This window comes from Cupriavidus sp. MEYA8, assembly GCF_059278825.1.
Genome location: NZ_CM181222.1, coordinates 1,520,286 through 1,545,403 on the forward strand (window position 1 = coordinate 1,520,286; position 25,118 = coordinate 1,545,403).

22 protein-coding genes and 1 pseudogene are annotated in these 25,118 nt (G+C 67.8%); 12 read left to right on the forward strand and 11 right to left on the reverse strand.

The genetic code is table 11. The annotated features are described in order from the left end of the window. The first annotated feature begins 251 nt into the window (after positions 1-251). The 6 genes from AC5WJ1_RS24095 (at position 252) to AC5WJ1_RS24120 (ending at position 5,950) form a co-directional block, all read left to right on the forward strand. Positions 252-755 (forward strand): hypothetical protein, encoded by a 504-nt coding sequence (locus AC5WJ1_RS24095; RefSeq protein ID WP_135703116.1) that lies wholly within the window; start codon positions 252-254, stop codon positions 753-755. Between the two features lie 314 nt (positions 756-1,069). Next, on the forward strand, positions 1,070-2,407 hold the full coding sequence (locus tag AC5WJ1_RS24100; protein ID WP_133095810.1) for a cytochrome c oxidase subunit II: 1,338 nt from the start codon (positions 1,070-1,072) through the stop codon (positions 2,405-2,407). A 10-nt stretch (positions 2,408-2,417) separates the two neighbouring features. Next, complete coding sequence (ctaD, locus tag AC5WJ1_RS24105; protein ID WP_133095809.1) at positions 2,418-4,175, forward strand: cytochrome c oxidase subunit I; 1,758 nt, start codon at positions 2,418-2,420, stop codon at positions 4,173-4,175. Next, the gene (locus tag AC5WJ1_RS24110) at positions 4,172-4,819 is read left to right on the forward strand and encodes a cytochrome c oxidase subunit 3 family protein (RefSeq protein ID WP_133095808.1); all 648 of its coding nucleotides are present in this window, start codon (positions 4,172-4,174) and stop codon (positions 4,817-4,819) included. The genes ctaD and AC5WJ1_RS24110 overlap by 4 nt, the downstream gene beginning before the upstream one ends. Positions 4,820-4,853: 34 nt before the next feature. Continuing rightward, positions 4,854-5,555 carry a heme-copper oxidase subunit III family protein gene (locus AC5WJ1_RS24115; RefSeq protein ID WP_133095807.1) on the forward strand — a complete coding sequence of 234 codons (702 nt, stop codon included), beginning with the start codon at positions 4,854-4,856 and terminating at the stop codon, positions 5,553-5,555. Positions 5,556-5,563: 8 nt separating this feature from the next. Continuing rightward, positions 5,564-5,950: a cytochrome C oxidase subunit IV family protein gene (locus tag AC5WJ1_RS24120; RefSeq protein WP_133095806.1), complete on the forward strand. Its 387-nt coding sequence runs from the start codon at positions 5,564-5,566 to the stop codon at positions 5,948-5,950. 73 nt (positions 5,951-6,023) lie between these two features. Here the strand turns inward: AC5WJ1_RS24120 and AC5WJ1_RS24125 are convergent, their stop codons facing one another. Both AC5WJ1_RS24125 and AC5WJ1_RS24130 read right to left on the reverse strand, forming a co-directional pair. Further along, positions 6,024-7,463, reverse strand: coding sequence for an NAD-dependent succinate-semialdehyde dehydrogenase (locus AC5WJ1_RS24125; protein ID WP_133095805.1), 1,440 nt, complete (start codon positions 7,461-7,463; stop codon positions 6,024-6,026). Positions 7,464-7,687: 224 nt separating this feature from the next. Continuing rightward, positions 7,688-8,029 (reverse strand): annotated as a pseudogene (locus tag AC5WJ1_RS24130) (MHYT domain-containing protein); the annotation flags it as partial. Positions 8,030-8,803: 774 nt separating this feature from the next. On the opposite strand from AC5WJ1_RS24130, the gene AC5WJ1_RS24135 reads away from it, so the two are divergent. The 5 genes from AC5WJ1_RS24135 to AC5WJ1_RS24155 all read left to right on the forward strand — a co-directional run bounded on the left by AC5WJ1_RS24135 (position 8,804) and on the right by AC5WJ1_RS24155 (position 12,983). Then, positions 8,804-9,943 (forward strand): GNAT family N-acetyltransferase, encoded by a 1,140-nt coding sequence (locus AC5WJ1_RS24135; protein ID WP_135703114.1) that lies wholly within the window; start codon positions 8,804-8,806, stop codon positions 9,941-9,943. A 12-nt stretch (positions 9,944-9,955) separates the two neighbouring features. Then, the gene (locus AC5WJ1_RS24140; protein WP_133095803.1) at positions 9,956-10,276 is read left to right on the forward strand and encodes a hypothetical protein; all 321 of its coding nucleotides are present in this window, start codon (positions 9,956-9,958) and stop codon (positions 10,274-10,276) included. A gap of 202 nt (positions 10,277-10,478) precedes the next feature. After that, complete coding sequence (locus AC5WJ1_RS24145; protein WP_135703112.1) at positions 10,479-10,940, forward strand: tripartite tricarboxylate transporter TctB family protein; 462 nt, start codon at positions 10,479-10,481, stop codon at positions 10,938-10,940. Positions 10,941-10,953: 13 nt separating this feature from the next. Continuing rightward, the gene (locus AC5WJ1_RS24150) at positions 10,954-12,456 is read left to right on the forward strand and encodes a tripartite tricarboxylate transporter permease (protein ID WP_133095801.1); all 1,503 of its coding nucleotides are present in this window, start codon (positions 10,954-10,956) and stop codon (positions 12,454-12,456) included. A gap of 218 nt (positions 12,457-12,674) precedes the next feature. Then, a complete protein-coding gene (locus AC5WJ1_RS24155) occupies positions 12,675-12,983 on the forward strand; it encodes a helix-turn-helix transcriptional regulator (protein ID WP_135703111.1) in 309 nt (102 codons plus the stop codon). A gap of 3 nt (positions 12,984-12,986) precedes the next feature. On the opposite strand, the gene AC5WJ1_RS24160 is transcribed toward AC5WJ1_RS24155, so the two are convergent. From AC5WJ1_RS24160 to AC5WJ1_RS24200, 9 genes are all read right to left on the reverse strand, one after another. Beyond that, the gene (locus tag AC5WJ1_RS24160) at positions 12,987-13,355 is read right to left on the reverse strand and encodes a VOC family protein (protein WP_135703110.1); all 369 of its coding nucleotides are present in this window, start codon (positions 13,353-13,355) and stop codon (positions 12,987-12,989) included. A gap of 212 nt (positions 13,356-13,567) precedes the next feature. Beyond that, positions 13,568-14,347, reverse strand: a complete 780-nt coding sequence (locus AC5WJ1_RS24165) for a DUF4397 domain-containing protein (protein ID WP_133095798.1) — start codon at positions 14,345-14,347, stop codon at positions 13,568-13,570. Between the two features lie 396 nt (positions 14,348-14,743). Then, positions 14,744-15,754, reverse strand: coding sequence for a diguanylate cyclase (locus tag AC5WJ1_RS24170; RefSeq protein WP_494476603.1), 1,011 nt, complete (start codon positions 15,752-15,754; stop codon positions 14,744-14,746). Positions 15,755-15,820: 66 nt separating this feature from the next. Then, the gene (locus AC5WJ1_RS24175; protein ID WP_133095796.1) at positions 15,821-16,852 is read right to left on the reverse strand and encodes a chemotaxis response regulator protein-glutamate methylesterase; all 1,032 of its coding nucleotides are present in this window, start codon (positions 16,850-16,852) and stop codon (positions 15,821-15,823) included. After that, positions 16,849-19,152 carry a hybrid sensor histidine kinase/response regulator gene (locus tag AC5WJ1_RS24180; RefSeq protein ID WP_195429899.1) on the reverse strand — a complete coding sequence of 768 codons (2,304 nt, stop codon included), beginning with the start codon at positions 19,150-19,152 and terminating at the stop codon, positions 16,849-16,851. The genes AC5WJ1_RS24175 and AC5WJ1_RS24180 overlap by 4 nt, the downstream gene beginning before the upstream one ends. Then, positions 19,149-19,874, reverse strand: coding sequence for a chemotaxis protein CheW (locus AC5WJ1_RS24185; RefSeq protein ID WP_135703108.1), 726 nt, complete (start codon positions 19,872-19,874; stop codon positions 19,149-19,151). Before AC5WJ1_RS24185 ends, AC5WJ1_RS24180 begins: the two co-directional genes overlap by 4 nt. Further along, on the reverse strand, positions 19,867-21,138 hold the full coding sequence (locus AC5WJ1_RS24190) for a CheR family methyltransferase (protein ID WP_135703107.1): 1,272 nt from the start codon (positions 21,136-21,138) through the stop codon (positions 19,867-19,869). Before AC5WJ1_RS24190 ends, AC5WJ1_RS24185 begins: the two co-directional genes overlap by 8 nt. Continuing rightward, positions 21,135-21,608: a chemotaxis protein CheW gene (locus tag AC5WJ1_RS24195; RefSeq protein ID WP_133095792.1), complete on the reverse strand. Its 474-nt coding sequence runs from the start codon at positions 21,606-21,608 to the stop codon at positions 21,135-21,137. The genes AC5WJ1_RS24190 and AC5WJ1_RS24195 overlap by 4 nt, the downstream gene beginning before the upstream one ends. A gap of 71 nt (positions 21,609-21,679) precedes the next feature. After that, positions 21,680-23,296, reverse strand: a complete 1,617-nt coding sequence (locus tag AC5WJ1_RS24200; RefSeq protein ID WP_135703105.1) for a methyl-accepting chemotaxis protein — start codon at positions 23,294-23,296, stop codon at positions 21,680-21,682. Between the two features lie 320 nt (positions 23,297-23,616). On the opposite strand from AC5WJ1_RS24200, the gene AC5WJ1_RS24205 reads away from it, so the two are divergent. Beyond that, positions 23,617-24,945: a putative bifunctional diguanylate cyclase/phosphodiesterase gene (locus AC5WJ1_RS24205; protein ID WP_135703104.1), complete on the forward strand. Its 1,329-nt coding sequence runs from the start codon at positions 23,617-23,619 to the stop codon at positions 24,943-24,945. Positions 24,946-25,118 lie beyond the last annotated feature (173 nt).

A 25,118-nucleotide genomic window follows, 5' to 3' on the forward strand; every position in this document is an offset into this window, starting at 1 on the left:
GCAGTGTGTGCCGCGCGCAAGGCAGCGCGCATCGGGATTGTCCCGTAGTGTGCACAGCAGCCGGGCGTTCGCAGGTATCGTTATCGGCACTCCTGCGCCGATGGCGTTGCGCCACGCACGAAGCGGAAGTGTTTTTCGCCATGCCGGCAGCCTGATGGGAAGCGCGTGTCCTATGCTGATCAGAGACGCGGGCCCCGATCCCATCCATGTCGAAGGTCCCGCCGACTCAAGAGAGAGAGACGGAGGTGGCTATGGAACTTCACATGCGATCGCACCATTACGTGCGGCGCCAGCCGGACTGGACCGCGGCAGCGGTGTCGGGGCTGGCCGCGGGCGCGCTGCTGCTGGTGCTGGAACTGTTCTGGTCGTCGATGGTGTCGGGCGTCAATCCGTGGGTGGCCACGCGCATGATCGCGGCGATCGTGATGGGCCCGGACGAGCTGCAGACGTCGCTGTTCACCGTCGGCACGGCGGCCGCGGCACTGGCGATCCACTTCGTGCTGGGCGCGGTGCTTGGCATGATCCTGGCGGCGATCATCGCGCCGTTCACGCTGGACTCGAGCCTCGGCATGGCGATGCTGGCCGGCGCCGTGTTCGGGCTGGTCGTCTACTTCTTCAATTTCTATGTGATGACGCGCGCGTTCCCGTGGTTTGTCGAGGTGCGTGGCTGGCATACGTTCATCGGCCACCTGATCTTCGGCGTGACGGCCGCGGCGTGCTACTGGAAGCTGGAAAGCAAGGACGTGTCGCACTGAGATGACGCAATGAGCCGCGGTGCTCAGCGGCCGAACCGAGACATTTTTCAACCCGGGGATCGTGCCCGAACGGCACGGCAAGACGCATGCACGTTTCCTGCGCGCTTTGGCCATTACACGGGGCCGCGCGCGACCATGGCGGTGGCATGGAGCCGAAGGGTTCCTGCCGCCGCTTTTTCTGGGCGGACCGCTTGTGCATGGAGGCACGCATTTGCCCGCCATGTCGCCTTGCAGTGACCTGACGGCATGCACTAGTCTTATCTAACCTTGCGTGACTTCCGCATCCCTCGCCGCGCGCGAGGAGGAGGGTGGTTATGGCGTTGGCCATTGCACTCGTCGTCATCGTCGTCGCTTCGGTGCTCTTCCATTTTCTGAGCCCGTGGTGGGCGACCCCGCTGGCGTCCAACTGGAAGCAGATGGACGACACGCTGACCATTACCCTCGTCATCACCGGGATATTCTTCGTCGTCATCAACCTGTTCGTCGGCTACATCGTCTGGCGCTACCGGCACAATGCGCCGCATCCCAACGGCGGCACTGGCCACCGCGCCGCCTACGAGCCGGAAAACCGCAAGCTCGAGTGGTGGCTGATCGGCGGCACCACCCTGGGCGTGGTGGCGTTGCTGGCGCCGGGCCTGTTCGTCTACGCCGACTACGTGCGCCCGCCGCGCGAGGCGATGGTGCTGGAGGTGGTGGGCCAGCAATGGTCGTGGGGGTTCCGCTTTCCGGGCAAGAGCGGCGAGCTGGGTGCTTCCGACCCGCGCTTCATTACCGGTTCCAATCCGCTGGGCCTTGACCCGGACGACCCGCGCGGGCAGGACAACATCGTCATCGTGGGGCCCGAGGTACACCTGCCGCTGAACAAGCCGGTGAAAGTGCTGCTGCGCTCCAAGGACGTGCTGCATGATTTCTATGTGCCGCAGTTCCGCGCGCGCATGAACATGGTGCCGGGCATGGTGACGTCGTTCTGGTTCACGCCGACGCAAACGGGACGCTTTGAAATCCTGTGCGCGCAGCTGTGCGGCGTGGGGCACTACAACATGCGCGGCATCGTGGTGGTGGACGAACCCGCCGCGTACGACGCCTGGCTGGCGAAGCAGCAGACCTTTGCCATGGCGCTGGCGAAGGCGGCGGCACCGCCGGCCGCCATGGCCGCCGCAGCGCCGGGCGCCGCCAGCGACGCCGGCGTGGTGGAAAAGGGCCGCGCGCTGGCGCAAAGCAAGGGCTGCGTCGCATGCCACAGCATCGACGGCAATCCCGGCGTGGGCCCGACGTGGAAGGGCCTCTACGGCAAGACCGAGACCTTTGCCGACGGCAGCAGCGCCGCGGTCGACGACGCCTTCCTGCACAAGGAGATCACCGACCCGCACGCGCGCCTGGTGAAGGGCTTCGGTCCGGTGATGCCCCAGCTGCCGATGAGCGAGGACGAGACCGCTGCGCTGATTGCGTATATCAAGTCGGCGGGAACCGGTGCCCCCGCACCGGAGGTCGCGGCGCCGGGCGCGCCCGCTGCCGCCACCAGCGCCGCCACGACCGCGGCAGCCGGCACGGCCGCGCCCGCGCCAGCCCCTGGCGCTGCCTCGGGCACCTATACGACCTCGACCGCGGTGGCCGTGCCGCCCGGCGCGGCGCCCGCGCCGCCACGCAAGTGAGGAGACCCGCATGGCTTACGCCGACGATGCAGCCCATCACGCGCCGCAGAGCTTCTGGACCCGCTACGTCTGGAGCCAGGACCACAAGGTGATCGCCGTGCAGTACACCATCGTGGCGATCGTGGTGGGGCTGGTGGGCGTGGCGTTGTCCAACCTGATGCGGATGCAGCTGGGTTTTCCGGGGCGTTTCGAGTTTATCGACGTCAACCGCTATTACCAGTTCGTCACCATGCACGGCATGATCATGGTGATCTACCTGCTGACCGCGCTGTTCCTGGGTGGCTTCGGCAACTACCTGATCCCGCTGATGGTGGGGGCGCGCGACATGGTGTTCCCCTTCCTCAACATGCTCAGCTTCTGGGTTTACCTGCTGTCGGTGATCGTGCTGCTGGCCAGCTTCTTCGTGCCGGGCGGGCCCACCGGCGCCGGCTGGACGCTGTATCCGCCACAGGCCATCCTGCCCGGCACGCCGGGGCATGACTGGGGCATCATCCTGATGCTGGTGTCGCTGGCGATCTTTATCGTCGCGGCGACGATGGGCGGCCTGAACTACGTCACCACCGTGCTGCAGGCACGCACCGAGGGCATGACGCTGCTGCGCATGCCGCTGTCGGTGTGGGGCATCTTCATGGCCACCATCCTGGCGCTGCTGGCGTTTCCGGCGCTGTTCGTGTCCGCGGTGATGATGCTGCTGGACAAGACCCTGGGCACCAGCTTCTTCATGCCCGCGATGGTGTCGATGGGCCAGCAGCTCACCTACAAGGGCGGCAGCCCGCTGCTGTTCCAGCACCTGTTCTGGTTCTTCGGCCACCCCGAGGTGTATATCGTCGCGCTGCCGGCGTTCGGCATCGTCTCCGACCTGGTCAGCGTCCATGCGCGCAAGAGCATCTTCGGCTATCGCACCATGGTGTGGGCGATCCTGGCGATCGGCGTGCTGTCGGTGGTGGTGTGGGCGCACCATATGTTCGTCAGCGGCATGAACCCGTACTTCGGCTTCTTCTTCGCCACCACCACGCTGATCATCGCGGTGCCAACGGCAATCAAGGTGTACAACTGGGTCATCACGCTATGGCGCGGCGACATCCATTTCTCGGTGCCGATGCTGTTTGCGATCGCGTTCATCAGCACCTTTGTCATCGGCGGGCTGACCGGGCTGTTCCTGGGCAATGTCAGCGTGGATATCCCGCTGTCGAACACGTATTTCGTGGTGGCGCACTTCCACATGGTGATGGGCGTGTCGCCGATCCTGGTGGTGTTCGGCGGCATCTACCACTGGTATCCCAAGGTGACGGGGCGCATGCTCAACGACACCATGGGCCGCGTGCATTTCTGGATCACCTTCATCGGCACCTACGCCATCTTCTTCCCGATGCACTATCTCGGCGTGCTGGGCATGCCGCGGCGCTACTACGCTTGGGAGAACTACGCCTTCATCCCCGAATCCGCGCACGTGATGAACATGTACATCTCGGTGGCGGCCTTCGTGGTCGCGACGGCGCAGCTGCTCTTTGTCTACAACCTGGTGTGGAGCCTGCGCCATGGGGACAAGACTGATGGCAATCCCTGGCGCGCGGCCTCGCTGGAGTGGCAGACGCCGCAGACGCCGCCGGTGCACGGCAACTGGGGCCCGCACCTGCCGGTGGTGTACCGCTGGGCCTATGCCTACAGCGTTCCGGGCGCGCCCGAGGACTTCATCGCGCAGAATGCGCCGCCCGAAGCGGGTGGATCGGAGCCTGAACCCCACGCCAGCCGCGGAGCCGTAGCATGAACGCCGACGCCGTCTACAAGGTCAGCCGCGACGACTTCGGCGGCAACCCCTCCGGCGAGAATGCCGCGCACCGCCACCCGCGGCGCCGCTCGCCGGCAAGCACCGGCCTGTGGGTGTTCATGGGGGTGGTCACGTCGCTGTTTGGGCTGTTCCTGACCGCTTATGCGCTGCGCATGGACAGCCCGGACTGGCACCGCATCGCGCTGCCGTGGCAGGTGTGGCTGTCCACCGCCCTGCTCGCCGCCGGCAGCGCGGCGATGGAGGTGGCGTCGCGCGCGGCGCGCCGCGGCAGCATGGGCGTGGCGCGGCTGGCGCTGCGCCTCGGCGGCCTGGGCGCGGCCGCCTTCGTGGTTTCGCAGCTGTGGGCCTGGCAGGCGCTGGGCGCGATGCAGGTCATGCCGGCCGGCAATCCGGCGGGCAGCTTCTTCTACCTGCTGACCGCCATGCACGGCCTGCACGTGCTGGGCGGGCTCGTGGGCTGGGGCTTCGCGGTTGCCGCGCGCGGCAGCGGCGAAGTTGCCGTGCTGCGCATGCGGCTGTGCTCGCGCTACTGGCATTTCCTGCTGGCGGTATGGGTGGTGCTGCTGGCGGCGCTGGGCTGGCTCACGCCCGAGCTGGTGCGCTATCTCTGCGGCACGGCCTAGGACGGGCACGCACGCGCAAGAGGAGGAGAGCGGCATGTCAACGCAACTGTCTTCACCGTCGGCCACGCCGCCCGCGGCTCCGCCACTTGGCGGGGTGCGCGGCCTGCTGGCCGACTGGTCGTCGGACCAGCAGGCCTTCAAGGTGTCGTGGGGCAAGACCATGATGTGGATCTTCCTGCTGTCCGACACCTTTGTCTTCAGCTGCTTCCTGACCGGCTATATGTCGGTGCGGATGGCGACCACGGTGCCATGGCCGAATCCCAGCGAGGTATTCGCGCTGCACGTGGGCGGCGCCGATATCCCGCTGCTGCTGATCGCTATCATGACTTTCGTGCTGATCACCAGCAGCGGCACCATGGCGATGGCCGTCAACTTTGCCTACCGGCGCGCGCGCCGGGAATGCGCGCTGCTGATGCTGGTGACGGCGCTGTTCGGCATGCTCTTCGTCGGCATGCAGGCGTTTGAATGGACCAAGCTGATCGTCGACGAGGGCGTGCGGCCGTGGAGCAACCCGATGGGCGCGGCGCAGTTCGGCTCGACGTTTTTCATGATCACCGGCTTCCACGGCCTGCACGTGTCGTGCGGCGTGATCTACCTGCTGGTGGTGGCCACGCGCGTGCTGCGCGGGCGCTACGAAGCCACCGGCAACTACCAGATCGTCGAGATCGCCGGGTTGTACTGGCACTTCGTTGACCTGGTCTGGGTATTCATCTTTGCGTTGTTCTATCTCTGGTGAGGGCGGCCATGGCATCGACTCCCGCATCCCCCGCAGGCTCCACGACGCCCGCGCAGCCGGCCGCGCACGAATCCGGGCATGCCGGCGCGCATAGCGGCCAGCAGCATCCCATCGGGCTGTACCTGAAGATCTGGTTGTTGCTGTTCGTGCTGTCGACGCTGTCCTACCTGGTCGACTATTTCCACGTCACCGGCTACCTGCGCTGGACGCTGATCCTGGTGTTCATGGCGCTGAAGGCGGGGCTGATCGTGGCGGTGTTCATGCACATGGCATGGGAACGCATGGCGCTGATCTGCGCCATCCTGGTCCCGCCGCTGTGCCTGCTGGTGCTGGTCTGGCTGATGGCGGAAGAAGCGAACTATACGTTCCTGACGCGCGGCATCTTCTTCCGCTGACGGGGAGGGCGCCGCCGGCTCCGGGAGGGAGCCGGCGGCAGGCCGCCTCAATGGCTGTCGCCGTCGTTCGGCTTCAGACCTGGGTGATGAACTTGGTCACAAGGTAGCCGTCGAACGTCTCCAGGCCGCCCTCGCTGCCGATGCCCGAGTCCTTGATGCCGCCGAACGGCGTCTCGGCCAGCGCCATACCGAAGTGGTTGATGTTGACCATGCCCGCTTCCAGCCCGTTGGAAACTTCCGTTGCGGTCTTCAGCGAGTTGGTAAACACATACGAGGCCAGGCCAAAGGGCAGGCTGTTGGCGCGGCGCAGCACCTCGGCGGTGTCCTTGAAGCGCGTGACCGGCGCCACCGGGCCGAACGGCTCGTCGGTCATCAGGCGCGAATCGTCGGGCAGGTCGGTCACCACGGTCGGCGCGAAGAAATAGCCCTTGTCGTTGCCGAGGGCGCTGATGCGCGAGCCACCGGCCACCACCTTGCCGCCGCGCTGGCTGGCATCGTCCAGGAACTGCTCCATCGACAGCACGCGGCGCTCATGCGCCAGCGGGCCCATCTGGGTGCCGTCGTCCAGGCCGTTGCCCACCTTGATCGAGCCGATCACCTCGGTAAAGCGCGCCAGGAACTTGTCGTAGGCCTTCTCCTGGACATAGAAGCGCGTCGGCGACACGCACACCTGGCCGGCATTGCGCAGCTTGAAGCGCGCCAGCATCTCGGCGGCGGGCTCGATGTCGGCGTCGTCGAACACCAGCACCGGCGAATGCCCGCCCAGCTCCATGGTCACGCGCTTCATGTGCGCGCCGGCCAGCGCGGCCAGCTGCTTGCCCACCGGCACCGAGCCGGTGAACGAGATCTTGCGCACGATCGGCGATTCGATCAGGTAGGTCGACACTTCGCTGGGCACGCCCCAGACGATGTTCAGCACCCCCGGCGGCAGGCCGGCGTCATGGAACAGCTGCGCCAGCGCCACCACCGCGCTCGGCGAGTCCTCCGGGCCCTTCAGGATCAGCGTGCAGCCCGCACCGACCGCGGCCACGATCTTGCGGATCGCCTGGTTGAACGGGAAGTTCCACGGCGTGAATGCGGCGCAGACTCCGATCGGCTCGCGCACCACGATCTGCCGCACATTGGGCTGGCGCGGCGGAATCACGCGGCCGTAGATGCGGCGGCATTCCTCGGCGTGCCAGTCGGCATGCTCGGCGCAGACCATGATTTCGCCGATGGCTTCGGCCAGCGGCTTGCCCTGGTCCAGCGTGATATTGCGGCCGATCTCCCTGGCGCGCTCGCGGGCCAGCTCGCCCACGCGGCGCAGGATCTTGCCGCGCTCCAGCGGCGAGGACTTCTTCCAGCTCTCGAACGCGCGCTGCGCGGCGGCGAGCGCGCGGTCCAGGTCGGCGCGGGTCGCGTGCGGCAGCTTGCCCAGCACTTCCTCGGTGGCCGGATTGATGACGTCCTGCTCGCGCCTGTCGCCTCCCTTGATGAATTCACCGTCGATATAGAGGGCGAGATCCTGGTACATGCGTGTTCTCCTTGGTGGCGTTCGATGGGCGAAGGGCAAGGCCGCGGCGGCGGGCAACCCCGCGGCCGCGGCCGTCAGTGAAAACGCAAGCTTACCGCGACTGCGGCGATCATGCAGTGGACGCTGCGCCGGGGGGGCGGGCGCAGGCAGGGAGGAAAGTGCGGCACCCGTCCCCCGCCGGCGCGAGGGAGCTATGGGCCGGAGCGGACTGCGCCCGTGGGCGCTCAGGCCAGGTCGCGCGGCCGGGCGGCCGGGGTGGCGCCGGTGCGGGTGGCTTCCACCACCAGGATCACCAGCAGCGTGATCAGCGTCAGGCCGAACACGGCATAGCCGATGCTGTCGCCCTCGATGGCGAACAGGCTGGGCGCATAGGTCGGGCTGGTGCAGACCATGGTGCCGGCGGACATGCCGGTGTAGTGCATGCCGCAGACCGCCACGCCCATCACCACCGCCGCGGCCAGCTGCTTGCCGCCCGTCTTCACCGTGGTGGCCAGCCACAGCGCCACTACCGACACCACGACGGCGATCACCGCCGACAGTGCGATCACGCCCAGGTCCCAGTCAAAGCCAGGGCTGCGCGTCGTTGTCGTCCGCACACGCCTCAGGGGCGTGTACGCCATGTCATCGCGATATCGCCGGTCTATGTGTGGTTGACCACATAGACGTGCCCCCCCCGGTGCCGCGCCCTGTAGAATGTGTCGGACCTATACCTAAACCCCCTAAACCGTCTTCACGTGCGCGCCATCCGGCTTCTTCTGCTGGTCATGATGCTGGCCTTCCTGCCTCTCCAAGGCTGGGAGGATGCGGTCGCGCACACCGTGTCGGCGGACGCCACGGCCAGGGCCGCCGAGGCCGAGTTCGCAGAGCGCGGCGACGCCGGCCACCCCATACCATCTTCGGAAGCCGCCGAGCCGTCGGAGCAGCCCGGCCCCGATCCTTTCGAGCAGCTGTTATCGCCCTCCCCGCTATATCCCGCGGCCTGTGCGGGTAGTGCCAGCCGGCCGCATTACACCGACGGGCCACGGCCCGGTCCCGACCTGCCACGCCTGCCGCGTCCTCCACGCGGCTGATCCCTCACCGTGAGCGGTGTGCGCGATCGCGTTCGGCGTCCTGGCAACAATGATCGTGGCCTAGTTCTCGCGCCAGCGTGAATTGTGCCCTCGATGCGGGTGCCGCCGGGCTGGTGGCCTCGCCCACGCGAACGGCACGACTTTCCGGTCATTCCAGTCATTCACCCATCGAAAGCGCATCGCGGCGCCTCAGTCCGTAAGCTGATGCCAGCGAGACCAATGCCCCGGCGCTGAGCGCGCTGGCACGGGTTCTCTGATATGGAATCATCAATGCAATCGATCCTGCTTCAACCAGGCATGCCAGCGTGGCGGGAAACGCTGGCACGCTGCCACCATGACTGCCATCACACGCCAGGCTGGTACGTAGCAGCAGAGCGCAGTGAGCGCGGCAGTGCGGCTGCCGTCCATGTCACCGACGGATCCCGCGACTTGCTGGTTCCGCTCGTGTGCCGGCCGCTTACCAATGTCAGTTGGGACGCCACCTCGGCCTACGGTTACGGAGGACCGGTAGTGAGCCACGGCGCACCGGCCGGGTTCGCCGACGAGGCGCTTGGCGCCGCGCTGGCGTTGCTGCGCCGTGAAGGCTGCGTGTCGTGGTTTATCCGCATGCACCCATTGCTGAATGCGGACTGGCGGAGCCGCTTCGGGTTGGTGGTCGAGCAAGGGGCCACCGTCTCGATCGACCTCACGAAGAGCCCGGAGCGGCTGTGGCAGGAAACCCAGGCGCGCCACAAGCGCGGCATTAACCGCGCCCGCCGCGCTGGCGTCACCGCACGGCTAGATAGTGACTTCGCCACGCTGCCGCGGTTTATCCGGCTCTACAACGAAACCATGACGCGGTTAAATGCGTCAGCGTATTACTTCTTCGACGCGCAATACTACCGGACCCTGGTGCGATCCCTCGGCAGCGACCTGTTGCTGTTCGTGGCCGAAGAGGACGACTGCGTCATCGGCGGGGCATTGTTCACCGTGTCACGCGAGTCGGGCATCATGCAATACCACCTCGCAGGCTGGGATTGGGAATACCGTCATCGCCAGCCGTCAAAGACGGTGATCCATGCCGCGCGCGAATGGGGCCGGCTTAACCGCATGAGCTGCCTGCACCTGGGCGGCGGATTGGGTTCGGCGAACGATTCTCTGCAGGAATTCAAGCTAGGTTTTTCGCCTGACACGCATGTGTACCGGACGCAGCGCGTGGTTGTGGATCCTGAGCGCTATGTGGCGCTGTCCGGCGGCGACAAATCCACGCTGGACGAACTGGACGGCTACTTCCCGGCGTACAGGCGCCCGGGGGGGCGTTTCGGGCCAGCGCTGCCGTCGACGCTTGTGGCGAGACCATCCCGCCAGGCGAAGCCTGAAGCAAGCGATGGCGGCAGGGGCAATGCAGATTGCCTAGTTGAGGAGGTGTGATTGTGAGGGGGCGTGATTGCCGGCTTCGGCGGGAAGCTGATCGCTGGCGCGGCGGAGCGTGATTACGCCGGCGACTTTGCCATACCGCGCCACCCGCCGATGCTTGCTGAAAGCCATTCGAAAGATCAGCCTGTCATCCTGCAACCGCTGGCACTCCCTCCCGGCACACGCGCCGGCACACACCAGCGCGTCTTAACGGCCGCGCCTTGCCCTGACGCAAGCGCGCGCCGTCTTATTCGCCAGGCCAATAGCAACCCTCATCCAGCCTGCGCCGACCACCACTTCCAATACGAACGGCATTGCGAGCAGATGCATCACATCATGATGTATTGAAGCAGCCCATTCTGTCAAAAAACCCCTTATTTAAAGGGTATATCGGTAAATACCCGTAAACAAAGACAAATGAAAGGCACCTGAAAGATCACCTCTTTAAGGTTCGATCCATCCGTCGGAAACCATGCCCACGGCATGCCGCGTTGCGCAGAGCCAGCGCACGTCCCGGCCTTGCATTTCATGAACTTTGAGGAGAATCGTTTTGCGCATACGCAGCCAAAAGGACTTTGCCTCCGGCCTGATGTTTATCCTGGTCGGTCTGGGCTTTTCCTGGGTCGCACGCGGCTATTCCATGGGAACGGCCGCAAAGATGGGACCCGGATATTTCCCCTTCCTGCTGGGCCTGGTGCTCGCCGTGTTGGGCGCGGTAGTGCTGCTCGGCTCGCTCTCGTCCAAGGGCGAGGAAGACCACCTTGCCCGCTGGGACCTGAAGACCCTGCTGTGGATCCTGGGTTCGGTAGTGCTGTTCGGCCTGCTGCTCAAGCCGCTCGGCATGGTGCTGTCCGTGTTCGTGCTGGTGCTGGTGTCGTCGATGGCGAGCCATGAATTCAGCTGGAAGGGCGCGTTGCTCAACGGCGTAGTGCTGGTGCTGATCAGCCTGGGTGCGTTCGTGTACGGCATCAACCTGCAGATGCCGGTGTGGCCGGCTTTCCTGGGCAGCTAAGGAGTCGCAAACCATGGAATTGTTTGACCATCTTGCGCTGGGCTTCTCCACGGCCCTGTCGCTGCAGAACCTGGCCTACGCCTTCCTCGGCTGCGTGCTGGGCACGCTGATCGGCGTGCTGCCGGGCCTGGGGCCGCTGGCTACCATCGCCATGCTGCTGCCGATCACCTACACGCTGCCGCCGGTGGCCGCGCTGATCATGCTGGCCGGCATCTACTACGGCGCGCAGTACGGCGGCTCGACCACCGCCATCCTGGTGAACCTGCCGGGCGAATCGTCGTCGGTGGTGACAACCATCGACGGCTACCAGATGGCAAGACGAGGACGGGCGGGCGTGGCGCTGGCCACCGCCGGCCTGGGTTCGTTCTTCGCCGGTTGCGTCGCCACGCTGATCCTGGCCGCGTTTGCCACGCCGCTGTCGGAAATCGCGTTCAAGTTCGGTCCCGCCGAATACTTCTCGCTAATGGTGCTGGGCCTCATCGGCGCCGTGGTGCTGGCTTCCGGCTCGCTGCCCAAGGCAATCTCGATGATCGTGCTGGGCCTGCTGCTGGGCCTGATCGGAACCGACGTGAACTCGGGCGCCGCGCGCTTCTCGTTCGACGTGCCGGAGCTGACCGACGGCATCGACTTCGTGGCACTGGCCATGGGCATGTTCGGCTTCGCGGAAATCATCGCCAACCTGGAGCAGAAGGAAGCCCGCGAGACCTTCACCAACAAGGTCACCAACCTGTTCCCGACCAGGGACGACTTCAAGCGCATGATTCCCGCGGTGCTGCGCGGCACGGCGCTGGGTTCGGCGCTGGGCATCCTGCCTGGCGGCGGCGCGGCGCTGGCATCGTTCGCGGCCTACTCGCTCGAGAAGAAGACCTCCAGGTTTGCGCACGAGTTCGGCAAGGGCGCGATCGAAGGCGTGGCGGGTCCGGAATCGGCCAACAATGCAGCGGCGCAGACTTCGTTCATCCCGCTGCTGACGCTGGGCATTCCGCCCAACGCGGTGATGGCGCTGATGGTGGGCGCGATGACCATCCACAATATCCAGCCCGGCCCGCAGGTGATGACCAGCAACCCGGCGCTGTTCTGGGGCCTGATCGCCTCGATGTGGATCGGCAACCTGATGCTGATCATCCTGAACCTGCCGATGATCGGTATCTGGGTCAAGCTGCTGACCGTGCCGTACCGCTTCCTGTACCCGGCGATCCTGACGTTCTGCTGCATCGGCGTCTACTCGGTCAACAACCAGACCTTCGACGTGTTCATGGCTGCGGGCTTCGGCATCATCGGCTACCTGTTCCTGAAGCTCAAGTGCGAGCCGGCGCCGCTGCTGCTGGGCTTCGTGCTGGGGCCGATGATGGAAGAGAACTTCCGCCGCTCGCTGCTGCTGTCGCGTGGTGACTTCACGGTGTTCGTGACGCGCCCGCTGTCGGTCGGCCTGCTGATCGCGGCTGCCGCGCTGGTGGCGGTGGTAGCCCTGCCGTCGATCAAGGCCAAGCGCGAAGAAGCGTTCCAGGAAGAATAGCGCCGCGCGTGCTGCCCCGGGAATGCGCCGTTGGAACGGTTCACCCCAGGCGGCGCATCACAACGCAAGCGTTCCGGGGTGCCTCTGTGCACCCCGTTTTTCTTTGGCTGGGCCGCACGGCCCGCCATCACGACAAGAGAGTGCCCGACTGCGGCAGCAGTCATGGGCTGCGCATGATGATCAGGATTCCCGCACCGTCGGGTGCGCCGACAGCGCCCATGAAACCGCCAACCCTTGACCGGTTTTTCTCACGTATCTACGTCCTCAAGCTCGTGCAGTCGAGTCCTTCGACGGTGCTGAGCCTGGTCGAACGCCTGCGCGAACGCGGCATCGACAAGAACATCCGCTCGCTGCGGCCGGTGCTGCGCAGCCTGATGATGGCGCGTGCCATTACCGCCGAGCTGGTCGAAGGCAGCGGCCGCGTGTACTGCATCACGGAGCGCGGGCGTGCCGAACTGGAGCAGTACATCTCGCACCTTGCGGTGCTGAAGGCGGAGCTGGCGCCGGACGAGGGCGAGCAGCCCTGAGCGTCATTCCCTGGTGAAGATCTCCAGGAAATGCTTGCTCGGGTCCTCGAAATAGATCCGGCGGCCGCCATCGTCGGTACTGACCTGTTCCGGCCGGCGGCGGTACGGGTCGGCCCAGTACATCAGGTGGCGCGCGCGGATGCGGGCAAAGCTCTGGTCGAACTCGGCGTCGCTCAGCAGGAAGGCGTAGTGCTGCAGGGCAACATCGCCTCCGGCGTCCATAAAGTCCAGCGTGACGCTGTTGTCGAGCCGGACGGCAAGAAATGGCCCGAACGGCACTGCCGCCGGACGACCCAGTATCTCGCAGAGGAAGTCGGCCGATACCTTCTTGTCATGGGAAAACACGATGGTGTGATTGAGCTGGATAGCCATGTCCGCAATCTCCCAAAGCTGTGTGGAGGGAGCAGCGCGTCATCATGGCGCGGCGCATGCCACGGCGGACATGCGCGCCACGCGCGTCCCACGCCGATAGCGTACAGGTTTTGGCGGCTGAATGTCGCCCGCAATAAGCACAGGCCGGTCCAGTGGACCGGCCTGCGGCGCCTGCCCGCGCGCCTGGCTCGGGCAGGATCATGCTTGCTGCGTTATTGCGATACCAGCTCCAGGCCGGCCTGCGACTCGTCATCGCCGCGTGCCACCAGCACCTTGATCTTGTTCGGCACGGACGCGCCGACGCCGTCAGTCGGAATGGTGGTGATCAGCCAGTCGGCGTTGTTGGCCAGCGTCAGCGTGCCCGAATCAAAGATCACGGTCTTGGTGCCCGCCGTGGTAATACGCAGCCGATAGGTGCCGCCGTCCATGTCGACCGAATCGGACCCGGAGGCCGGCGATGCCTGCTTGTAGCCCACGTTGCTGAAGTTCGGGCCGACCGAATTGAGGTCGACCGCCGGCATGGTCAGGTAGAAATCGACGTTCTGCGCATTGAACGAAGCGTTCAGCGTGCGCACGCGCGCCTTGTGCGAGAACAGGCCCTTTTCGAACGGATCGTCGATCTGCAGCACTTCGGCGCCGGTCGCGCCTGGCAGTGCGACCACGGTGTACTTGTGGCCGGTGGCTGCCACGATGGTGGTGCGGCCGAGTTCGGTCTGCGTGCCGGCAGTGTTGAACGAGATCAGCTGGTTGCCGGTTTCGACGTTGAAGTAGGTCGAGACAAACTTGTACGGCTTGTTGGTGAAGCTGGTCAGCGCGCCGTTCTGCAGGATGTCGACGTTGGGGCCGCCGGTGACCGCATGGATTGCGCGGACGCTCGGCTTGCTCAGGCCGATGCGATCGTCGATACCGTCATCGCCGCCGCCGCAGGCGGACAGGATTGCCGTTGCGGCCAGCGCAAGGCCGAATATAAGACTGGACTTGGATCGGAACATGGGTCACCTCTTACCGTTGGACTCAGAGACGAGCTGGCCCATGCCGCGCGGCGGGTGCGCCGGTAGCTGGCCAGTTGGCTTTCTGCATGGACTGCAGGCGCGGCGTACGCGCGTGCCGGGATGCAACTGCCGTGATGCAACGATAGGTATGAAGTGTGGTGCGAGACAGGCGCGCGCTTCCGAATTCCCTGTCGGAGGAATCCCACAAGACGCGGTGGCCACAATGCGTCCGAAATACGGCAAAGCGTGACCGGCTATAGGTTGGCGGCGGCCGGCCCGAAGCGCCGACTTGTGCGGGCCTGCGGCAACTACTGTGTAACCGGTTGTTGCAACCGGCGTGTCGACGCCATTGACCCCGTCATTAAGGCAAGGGTTTTGGCGCGATCGGGCTCATCGCTAAGGCAGTGACATCATGACCTGGTTGCGCCCGTTGCGCTTGGCCTGGTACAGCCCCGCATCGGCGACCTCCACCAGCCGGCTCGACGGCTCACCGGCCTGCGGCACCAGCAGCGCGCCGCCGATGCTGACGGTCACGCAATCGCTGGTGGGCGAGCCGCTGTGGGCGATGGCAAGGTCCTGCACCGCGCGCCGTACTTTCTCGGCCAGCAGCCGCACGCTGCCGGGCGAGGTGCCCGGCAGCACCATCGCGAACTCTTCGCCGCCGAAACGCGCGGGCAGGTCCGATGCCCGCGTGCAGTTGTCCCTGATCACCGCGGCCACGCGCCGCAGCACGTCGTCGCCGGCGACGTGGCCATAGGTATCGTTGTAGGCCTTGAAGGCGTCGACATCGATCATCAGCAGCGCCAGCTGCGTCTGCTCGCGCTGCGCGCGGCGCCATTCCGCGCCGAGGTATTCGTCGAAGTAGCGGCGGTTGGACAGCCCGGTGAGGCCGTCCGAGTTGGTCAGCCGCTGCAGTTCCAGGTTGGTCTCGAGCAGTTGCTGCTGGCTTTGCCGCAGCGCACGGTAGGCTTCGTCGCGCTGCAGCAGGTTCAGGTACGAGCGCGAGTGGTAGCGGATGCGCGCGACCAGCTCGATGCTGTCGGGCAGCTTGACCAGGTAGTCATTGGCGCCGGCGGCGAAAGCCGCGCTCTTCATCGAGGCCTCTTCCTTGGTCGACAGCACGATGATGGGGATATCGTGCGTGGCGGCGTTCTCGCGGTAATGGCGAACCAGCGTCAGGCCGTCGACGCCCGGCATGACCAGGTCCTGCAGGATCACCGTGGGCCGGGTGCGCTGCGCCACGGCAACGGCTTCGCCGGGCTGCGAGCAATAGTGGAAATCGATGTCGGGCTCGGTGGACAGCGCACGGCGCACCGCTTCGCCGACCATGGCCTGGTCGTCCACCAGCAGCACCATGACCTGGTAGTCCGATGCGTTAGAGGCGAGGGCAGGGTGTTGGGAGTTCATGCTGTAATCCTGGGGTGTTGCGCTCCCGGGCCGGGCCCGGGACGTGTTCTGGCAGTATGGCGGCGCTCACGGCAGTGGCGCGGCCAGGCCGGTGCGGCCGCACGCCTGCACCAGCCGTGGCGCGATGCGGCCCAGCGGCAGGATTTCGGCCGCCGCGCCAAGCGCCGCCGCCGCCTTGGGCATGCCGTACACGGCGCTGGTGGCGCGGTCCTGTGCGATCGTCAGGAAGCCGCGATCATGCATCGCCTTCAGGCCGAGCGCGCCGTCGCGGCCCATGCCGGTCAGCAGCACGCCGACCATGTCGCCGCGCCAGTGCTCGACCACGCTTTCAAAGAATACATCGATGGAGGGCCGGTACAGGTAGTCGCACGGTTGTTCGGTATAGACCATGCGCGTCGGGCTTGCCAGGCGCAGGTGGTCGTTGGTGCCGGCCAGCAGCACCGTGCCGGCCTGCGGCGTGTCGCCGGCGCGGGCGATGCGCACCGGCAGCGCGCATTGTCCGTCGAGCCATTCGGCCATGCCGGCGGCGAAGGCCTCGTCGACGTGCTGCACGGCCACCACCGCCGCGCCGAAGTCGGCCGGCAGCGCGCCCAGCAGCGCCGCCAGCGCGGCCGGGCCGCCGGCGGAGGCGCCGATCGCCACCAGGCGGGGCGCGGCGACGGCGCGCGGCGCGGCTTGCAGCTTGTGCTGCGGGGCCACGCGGCCAGCCAGCAGCCGGCCGATATTGCGCATCTTGCGCAGCAGCGGGCCGGCGGCGAGCTGTGCATCGGCTTCCGTCAGCGTGGGCGTATCGACCGCGTCGATGGCGCCGTGTCCCATCGCCTCGAACACCTGCTCGGCATTGCGGCCGAGATCCATGGTGACCACCACGATCGCGCAGGGCGTGGCCGCCATGATCCGGCGCGTGGCTTCGACGCCGTCCATCACCGGCATCAGCAGGTCCATCAGGATCAGGTCCGGGGTGCGGGCCGCGGCCATCTGCACGGCTTGTTCGCCGTCGACGGCGACCCAGGCGAGCTCGAAGGCGGGGTCCAGCGCGATGGCCCGGCGCAGCGCGGCGACGGCGAGCGGGGAGTCGTTGACGATGCCGATTTTCATGAGCGTGCCTCGCCGATCAGGTCCTGCACCGCGTCGAGCAGCGCGGCGTCGTGGAAACTGCCCTTTGCCAGATAATAGTCCGCGCCCGCTTCCAGGCCGCGCTGGCGGTCCTGCTCGCGGTCCTTGTACGACACCACCATCACCGGCAGCTGGCGCAGCGCGGCGTCATGGCGGATCCTGCTCACCAGCTCGATGCCGTCCATGCGCGGCATGTCGATATCGGTGATGACCAGGTCGAAAGGCTCGGCGCGCAGCACGTTCCAGCCGTCCATGCCGTCGACCGCCACCGCGACATCGTAGCCGCGCCCGGCCAGCAGCTTGCGCTGCAGCTCGCGCACGGTGAGCGAGTCGTCGACCACCAGCACGCGCCGCGCGCGCGCTTGCACGCTGGCTTCGGCAGCGTGGCGCACGCCTTCGATGCGGCCTTCGGAGACCAGCTTCTCGACCGAGCGCAGCAGGTCTTCCACGTCGAAGATCAGTACCGGCGTGCCGTCGTCGGTCAGGCTGCCGGCGGCGATGTCCTTCACCTTGCCCAGCGCGGCGGGCAGGGGCTGCACCACCAGCAGCCGTTCGCCCAGCATGCGGTCGACCGCGATGCCGTAGGTGCGCTCGCCCTCGCCGACGATGATCACCTGCACGTCGTCGCGCTCGTGCGCAATGCTCTCCGGCCGCTGCATTACCTGCGCCGCGCTGACCAGGCCGATGGCACGGCCCTCGTGGCGGAAATGCTGGTGGCCTTCGGTCTGCTCGATCTGCGCGCGTCCGACCGCGGCGGCGCGCAGCACATGCCCGAGCGGGAAGGCATAGGCCTCGCCCGCGACCTCCACCAGCAGCGTGCGCACCACCGACAGCGTCAGCGGCAGCTCGAGGTGGAAGTGCAGGCCCTGCCCGGGCTGCTGCGTCAGGCGCAGGCTGCCGCGCACGCGCCGCACCATCTCCTGCACCGCATCCAGGCCCACGCCGCGGCCGGACACTTCCGACACCGTGTCGCGCATGCTGAAGCCGGGCAGCAGCAGGAAATCGAGCAGCTCCGCCTGCGACAGCCGCGCCGCGGTCTCTTCCGAAGCAAGGTTGCGCCGCACGATCGCGCGCCGCAATGCGTCCAGGTGGACGCCGGCGCCGTCGTCGAAGATCTCGATCACCAGCCGGCCGGCGTTGTGGCGGGCCTGCAGCGTGACCCGGCCTTCGGCGGGCTTGCCCTGGGCCTGGCGCACCGCGGGCGGCTCGATGCCGTGGTCCACCGCGTTGCGCAGCAAGTGGGCGAGCGGGGCGTCGAGCGCTTCCAGGATGTCGCGGTCGACCTGCGTGCCCGCGCCGACCAGCTCCAGGTGCACGGACTTGCCGAGCGCACGGCCCAGGTCCCGGACCATGCGCGCGTAGCCGGTCAGCCCATCCGCGAGGGGGCGCATGCGCGAGCCCAGCGCGCTGTCGTAGAGCCGGCGCGCAAGGCGCGTGGCGCGGTGGTCGTACTGGTCGAATTCATCGGCCCGCCGCGACAGCTCGCCATGCCCGTCTTCGAGCAGCTGGCGCAATCCGGCCAGCGCCACGCGCGCGCCGGCGTTGTCCGCGAGGGTGTCCTGCAGCGCGTCCTGCAGCGCATCGGCTGCGCGCAGCGCGCGCGCCTGCTGGCGCCTGGCCTTCTGCAGCGCCTGGCCGAATGGCCGCAGCCAGTGCGACTCGACCATGGCCTCGCCGGAGAGTGCCAGCAGCTGGTCGAGGGCATCGGCGTTGACGCGCAGCATGCGCTCCTGCGGCTCGCCGGGGGCGACTGGCTGTGGCCCCGTTGCCTGCGGCTGCGGGATGGGTGCGGCTGGCGCTGGTGGTATGGCGGGCCCATCGTCTGCCGGCACTGTCCACGGCGCGGCTTGCGGGGCTGCAACGGGCGGCAGGGCCAGGCCGCCATCCAGTGTGCCCAGCCGCTGCACCACCGCATCGATCCCGGCGCGGCCGGCGCCGTCGGCCCAGCCCGGATCGCCGCCGGGCGGATGGCCGATGCGCAGCAGCAGGTCGGTGCCCTGCAGCAGCGCGTCGATATGCGCGGCCGTCAGCGGCATGCCGCCCTGCGCGGCGACTAGGCAGTCTTCCATGGCGTGCGCCATGCGCACGCCGGCGTCGAGCCCGACGATGCGCGCCGCGCCCTTGAGCGAATGCGCCGCGCGCATGCACGCCTCCAGGTGCTCGGCGGCGGCCGGGTTGCGCTCCAGCGCCAGCAGCCCGGCGTTGAGGATTTCGGCCTGCGATTCGGCCTCGAGCGCGAACAGCTCGAGCAGCGAGGCGTCGCGCAACTGTTCGGGGTTCATGCCAGGCTCCGTGCCAGTGCCTGGCGCAGCAGGGCCGCGTCGAGCAGGCCGACGCTGCGGCCATGGTCCAGGAATAGCGCCTGCGTGTAGCGCGCCGACGCGCGGCCCAGCGTGGCCGGCAGCGGCTGCAGCGCGGGTCCGGATACGCGCACCACGCCGGAAACCTCGGCCACCGGCAGCGCGAGCGCGGCGCGGCCCTGGCCGAGGATCAGGAAGCGGCTGCCCGCTGCCTCGCCGGCATCGCCGGCCTCGCCAGTGCCGAACAGCCGTGCCAGCGACAGGCACACCAGCAGGTTGCCGCGCACGGCCGCCAGGCCCAGCACCGCGGCATCGCGTCGGTGCGGCAGCGAATGCACCGGACACGGCGCGGTGACTTCGCCCAGTGCCGCGGTCGGCAGCGCCAGCCATTCTTCGCCGATGCGGAATACCAGGCACGACAGCGCGTTGCCGTGCCCGGCGTACGGGTCGTCCGCTTCTCCGCCCATGGCTGCCGCATCGGGCAGCGCATCGGCGTTCTGGTCGAGCAGGTCTGGCAGGTCGAGCTGCTGCGCATCCAGCAGCATGGCCGCGGCTTGCGCGTAGGTCGGGCAGTTGCGGCAGTGCGCGTGCTCGGCCAGCGCCGGGCAGGAGCCGTCGCCGCGCACGCCGATGCGGCGCCAGCAATCGTCCACTGCGACGGTGGCCGCGCAGGTTCCGCGGAAAATGCCTTGCGGTTCAGCCATGGTGCTTGCGGGTGTGGCGTTGCGCGCGCTGGCGCAGGCGCATGGCGCCGTCGTGGTCGCCTTCGGTGTCGAGCAGCGCGGCCAGGTGGTACAGGCTCTCCTGGTGCGCCGGGTCCAGGTACAGCGCCTTGCGGTAGGCGGCGTGCGCCTGCGCGGTGCGGCCGGCGGCGTCGTGCAGCACGCCCTGCATGCACCAGGCGCCGGCGGCGCCCGCATCGGTGCCGATGCGGTCGAGCAGTGCCTGGCAGGCGGCGCCAGCGGCCTCGAGTTCGCCACGGTCGGCCATGCCGGCGATACGGGCCAGTTCGCTGGCGTGCGCATGGCCGGGCATGACGGTAGCAGCAGGCGTGCCGGGCGCGGGCGCTGGCCGCACGACGGGCCTGGCCGGCACCGGCGAGCGCGGCAGGCGCGGCGGCGCAGCCATCCTTGCCCCCTGCGGCGGGTGCGCGATGGCGACCGGTGTGGCGCGCGGCGAGGGTTTGCGGAAGGCAAAGGTCAGCGGCAGGCCGACCGGCACCATCCCCTGCGCGCTCAGCAGGCTGGCCTCGGCCGGGCCGACGAAAAGCAGGCCGTCGGCCATCGTCAGCCGCGCCAGCGTCTGCACCGCGCGCCGCTGGTCGGGCGCAGCGAAATAGATCAGCAGGTTGCGGCAGAAGACGAAGTCATAGGGCGGCTCGCCGGCGAGCAGGTCGGGATCGACCAGGTTGCCCTGCAGCAGCCGCACCTGCGCACGCACACGCGGGTCCAGCGCGTAGCCGGCGGGGCCGGCGGTGAAATAGCGGTCGCGGAAGTCGAGCGGGCCACTGCGGAAGGCGTTGGCGCCGTACTCGCCCTGGCGCGCGCGCGCCAGCGCCCGGGCGCTGATGTCGACGGCGTCGATGCAAAAGCGCGCCGCCGGCACGCCGGCATCGAGCAGGGCCATGGCGATCGAATAGGGCTCTTCGCCGGTGGAGCAGGGCAGGCTCAGCACGCGCAGCGTGCGCGTGCCGTCGGCAAAGGCGCGCTCGGCGGCAAAGCGGCCCAGCGCCAGTAGTGCCTCGCGATGCCGGAAGAACCAGGTCTCGGGCACCACCACCGCCTCGATCAGCGCCTGGAACTCGCCGGCGGTGCCGTGCAGCAGGTTCCAGTACGCCTGCGTATCCGCTGCCTGCACTGCGTGGCTGCGCTCGCGCACCGCGCGTTCCACCGCGCCGCTGCCGATGGCATCGGCGTCCAGGCCGATGCGGGCCTTGAGCAGGGCCTCGATGTGTGTGGCAGTGCTCATGCGGGGTCTCCGGACGTGTCGGCGAACAGCATCGCATGGATTTCGTCTGGCAGCAGGGCGTCGATGCGCACCCACTGCACCAGGCCGCGCGCGTCATGGCGCACCGGCCCCAGGTAGCGCGGGCTGGCGCCCGCTATGCCGCTATCGACAAAGGATTCGGCCGGGCAGCGCAGCATCTGCGTGGCGGACTCAAGCCGCAGGCCGAGCAGCCGAGGCGCGGCGGTGCCGCGATGGCGGTAGTGGACCAGCACCGTGCGCGTGCTGGTGCGCAGCGCCGCCGGCACGCCGGTCGCCAGCGCCGGCAGGTCGATCACCGGCACCGGCTGGCCGCGGCGCTCCATCATGCCGGCCACCCAGGCGGGTGCGCCGGGCACCTGCTTCAGGCGCGTCAGCGGCAGCACCTCGGCGACCTCGGCCGCATCCAGGGCGTAGTGGTCGGCGCCAAGACGGAACAGCAGGAAGAGCTTCATGGTTGCGAGGCGGAAGGCTGGGCGGGCCAATACGGGCCAATACGGGCCGATAAGGTCCAGTAAGGGGCCGCCTAGACCTTGAAGCGCGAGACGCCGCTGCGCAGGTCGTTGGCGACCAGCGTCAGTTCGTCGATGGCCTGGCCCGACTGGCGCAGCGATTCGACCGTCTGCTGGGCGGCTTCCGACAGTTGCATCAGCGCCTGGTTGATCTGCTCGGCGCCGCCGGCCTGCGCCTGCATGCCCTCGCTGACCATGACCACGCGCGGCGCCAGCGATTGCACCTGGGCGATGATCTGAGACAGCTGGTCGCCCACCTGCGTCACCTCCGACATGCCGCGGCGCACTTCTTCCGAGAACTTGTCCATGCCCATCACGCCCGCGGCAACGGCCGACTGGATCTCGCGCACCATCTGCTCGATGTCGTAGGTGGCCACCGCAGTCTGGTCGGCCAGGCGGCGGATCTCGGTGGCCACCACCGAGAAGCCGCGGCCGTACTCGCCGGCCTTCTCGGCTTCGATCGCGGCATTGAGCGACAGCAGGTTGGTCTGGTCGGCCACCTTGGCAATGGTGGTCACCACCTGGTTGATATTGCCGGCCTTCTCGTTCAACGTGGCGAGCTTGCCGTTGACCGAGCCGGCGGCTTCCATCACGTGCTGCATGGTGCCTTCCATGCGCGACAGGCCCACCTGCCCGGTGCCGGCCAGCCCGGCCGCCTGCTCGGCGGCGCTGGACACCTCATGGATGGTGCGCACCAGGTCGCGCGCGGTGGCCGAGATCTCGCGCGAGGTGGCGCCGATCTGCGTGGTGGTGGCGGCGGTCTCGGTGGCGGTGGCCTGCTGCTGGCGCGCGGTGGCGGCGATCTCGTTGACCGAGGTGGTGACCTGGATCGCGGTGCGCTGCGCCTGGCCCACCAGCGAGGTCAGCTCGCCGGTCATCTGGTTGAAGCCTTCCTCGACCTCGTGGAACTCATCCTTGCGGCGCAGCGCCATGCGCTGGCGCAGGTCGCCGCCGCGGATGCCGGCGAGCAGGCCGACGATCGACTGCATCGGCACGGTGATCGCGCGCAGCAGCAGGTAGCCGCACACCACGGCCACCACCAGCGCGACGATCAACGCGGCCTCGATGCTGATCTTGGCGGTGTTGACGGCATCGTCGATGCCGCGCGCGGCGCGTGCATTGACCGCGCTGTTGTCGTCGACCAGGTGCTGGGCCGCCTTGCGCGCGGCGATCCAGCGATCATGCACGGGGCCGCGCAGCGCCGCGACCGCGGCCGCGCCGTTCCAGTCGCCGGCCTGGGCCAGCACCTGCGCGGCCTGTTCATACTGGGCGCGCAGGTCGCGGTAGGCCTGGAACGCGACGCGGTCCTCGCTGCGCGTGATCGTGCCCTCGTACTGCTGCTCCAGCTTGTCCAGGCGCGCGGCCGCGTCCTTGCCCTGTTCCTGGAAACCGCGGCGCTCGTCGTCGTTCGAGGCATTGATGGTCTGCCAGGCAAGCACGTAGCGCTCGCCCCAGACGCCGCGGATACCGGTGCTGTAGTTCAGCCCCGGCAGGGCGTCATGCAGCATCAGCGCGGTCTCGCGCTCGATCGCATTCATCCGCATATAGGCGACCACGCCCATCAGGGCCATGACCAGCAGGATCATGGAAAAGCTGGCCAGGATGCGGGTACGGATGGTCCAAGCGTTCACGGTGAAGGTCCCGGTAATGTTCTTGTTCAGGGAGGAGCAGGGCGACGGAGCGCAATGTTACCGGGGGCGGCCGTTGCCCGCATCGCCGCGTCCAGGGCCGCTTTCCGGCTGCGCGGCTGCCGGCACGGCCCTGGTGCGCGGTAGGGTACTGTATGCCGCAAGCCGATTCAACGCGCAACCGCGCGACGGGCTCGCCAGCGTTGCGCCGCCGCATTGGGGTTACGGCAGCCGGCGGGAACTTCTTGATTTTTTCCAAGTTTTCGTCACACTTGCTAAATTGCTTGCGGGTAACAATGTCGACAATTACAGATGGGGCAGGGATGGTGGCCAAGTCCGGGGCGAAGGCGGCTGGCGCCTCGCCAGGCTCGGATCTCGATCCGCTGACCGGCGTTGACAATCGCCAGGGGTTTCTGAAGCGGCTGGAGGTGCGCCTGCAGGCTGAGGCGGTGCCCCGCTGCGCATTGCTGCTGATCGGCATCGATGATTTCCGTGCCTTCAATGATATGCACGGGCATGCCGAGGGCGACGTCATCCTGCAGCGGGTGGCCCGGCGCCTGCGCGATGCTTCGCCGCGCGATGCCGCCATCGGCCGCGTCGGCAGCGACGAGTTCGGCGTGCTGCTGCCTTCCATTTCCGATCCCACGCTGGTCCGGCATGTCGGCGCGGCGATCCTGTCAATGCTGTCTTCCCCGCATGAGCACGCCGGGCGCCGCCACCATGTGCTGGCCAGCATCGGCGCGTGCGTGATTCCCGCTGCCGGCGAACTGGGTTCAGACGTACTCGCCGCCGCCAGCCTGGCGCTGGCCCGTGCCAAGCACGACGGCGGCCGCACCATCCGCTTCTTCAAGCCGCAGATGCGCTCGGACGTGACCGCGCGCCTGTCGCTGGTCCAGGCCCTGCACGAAGCCTACGCGCAGCGCCAGTTCGAGCTGCTGTACCAGCCCCAGGTCGACCTGCGCGACGGCCGAATCCGCGGCGCCGAGGCGCTGATGCGCTGGCGGCATCCGACCCGCGGGCTGATCGTGCCGGCACTGTTCATCGACGCGCTGGCTGCCAGCAGCATTGCCAGCGACGTCGGCATGTGGCTGCTGCAGACCACGTGCGCGCAGGCGCGCGCGTGGTCGCTGGCGTTTTCGCAGCCGCCGCGCGTCGCCATCAACCTGTTTGCGGCGCAGCTGTCCGAAAGCCGCCTTCTGACCGAGGTGCGCCACGTGTTGCGCGCGCTGGAGCTGGCGCCGGATTGCCTGGAGATCGAGATCACCGAGACCATCGCGCTGCAGCAGGGCGACGAGGTCTCGGACCAGCTGCAGGCGCTGCGCCGCGACGGCGTGACGCTGACCTGCGATGATTTCGGCACCGGCTATGCGTCGCTGAGCTTCCTCAAGTCGTTCCCGGTCGACCGGCTCAAGATCGACCAGTCCTTTATCCGCAATGTCACCCAGGATCCGGTCGACGCCGCGATCGTGCGTTCGGTGATCAACGTGGGCAAGAGCCTGCGCATCGGCGTGGTCGCAGAGGGCGTCGAGACCCCGGAGCAGCGCGACTTCCTGCTGGCCCACGACTGCTACGAGGCGCAAGGCTACCTGTATGGGCGGCCGATGCCGGCCGACCGGCTGACCGAACTGCTGCGCGAGCAGCAAGGCCGCTGAAACCGCCGCCGGCCGGCCGGCGCGCGCCGGCTCCGGCAATACCGGCAAAACCGGCAATAGTTGTTTCTACCTTTGACGCCCGGTGTGCCGCCGCGCATCGCCCGCCGCCCGCCTTCCCGCCCGCCGCCTGCCTCGCGCCTCGTTTCCCGGCGGGCCACCATGCCACATGGTGA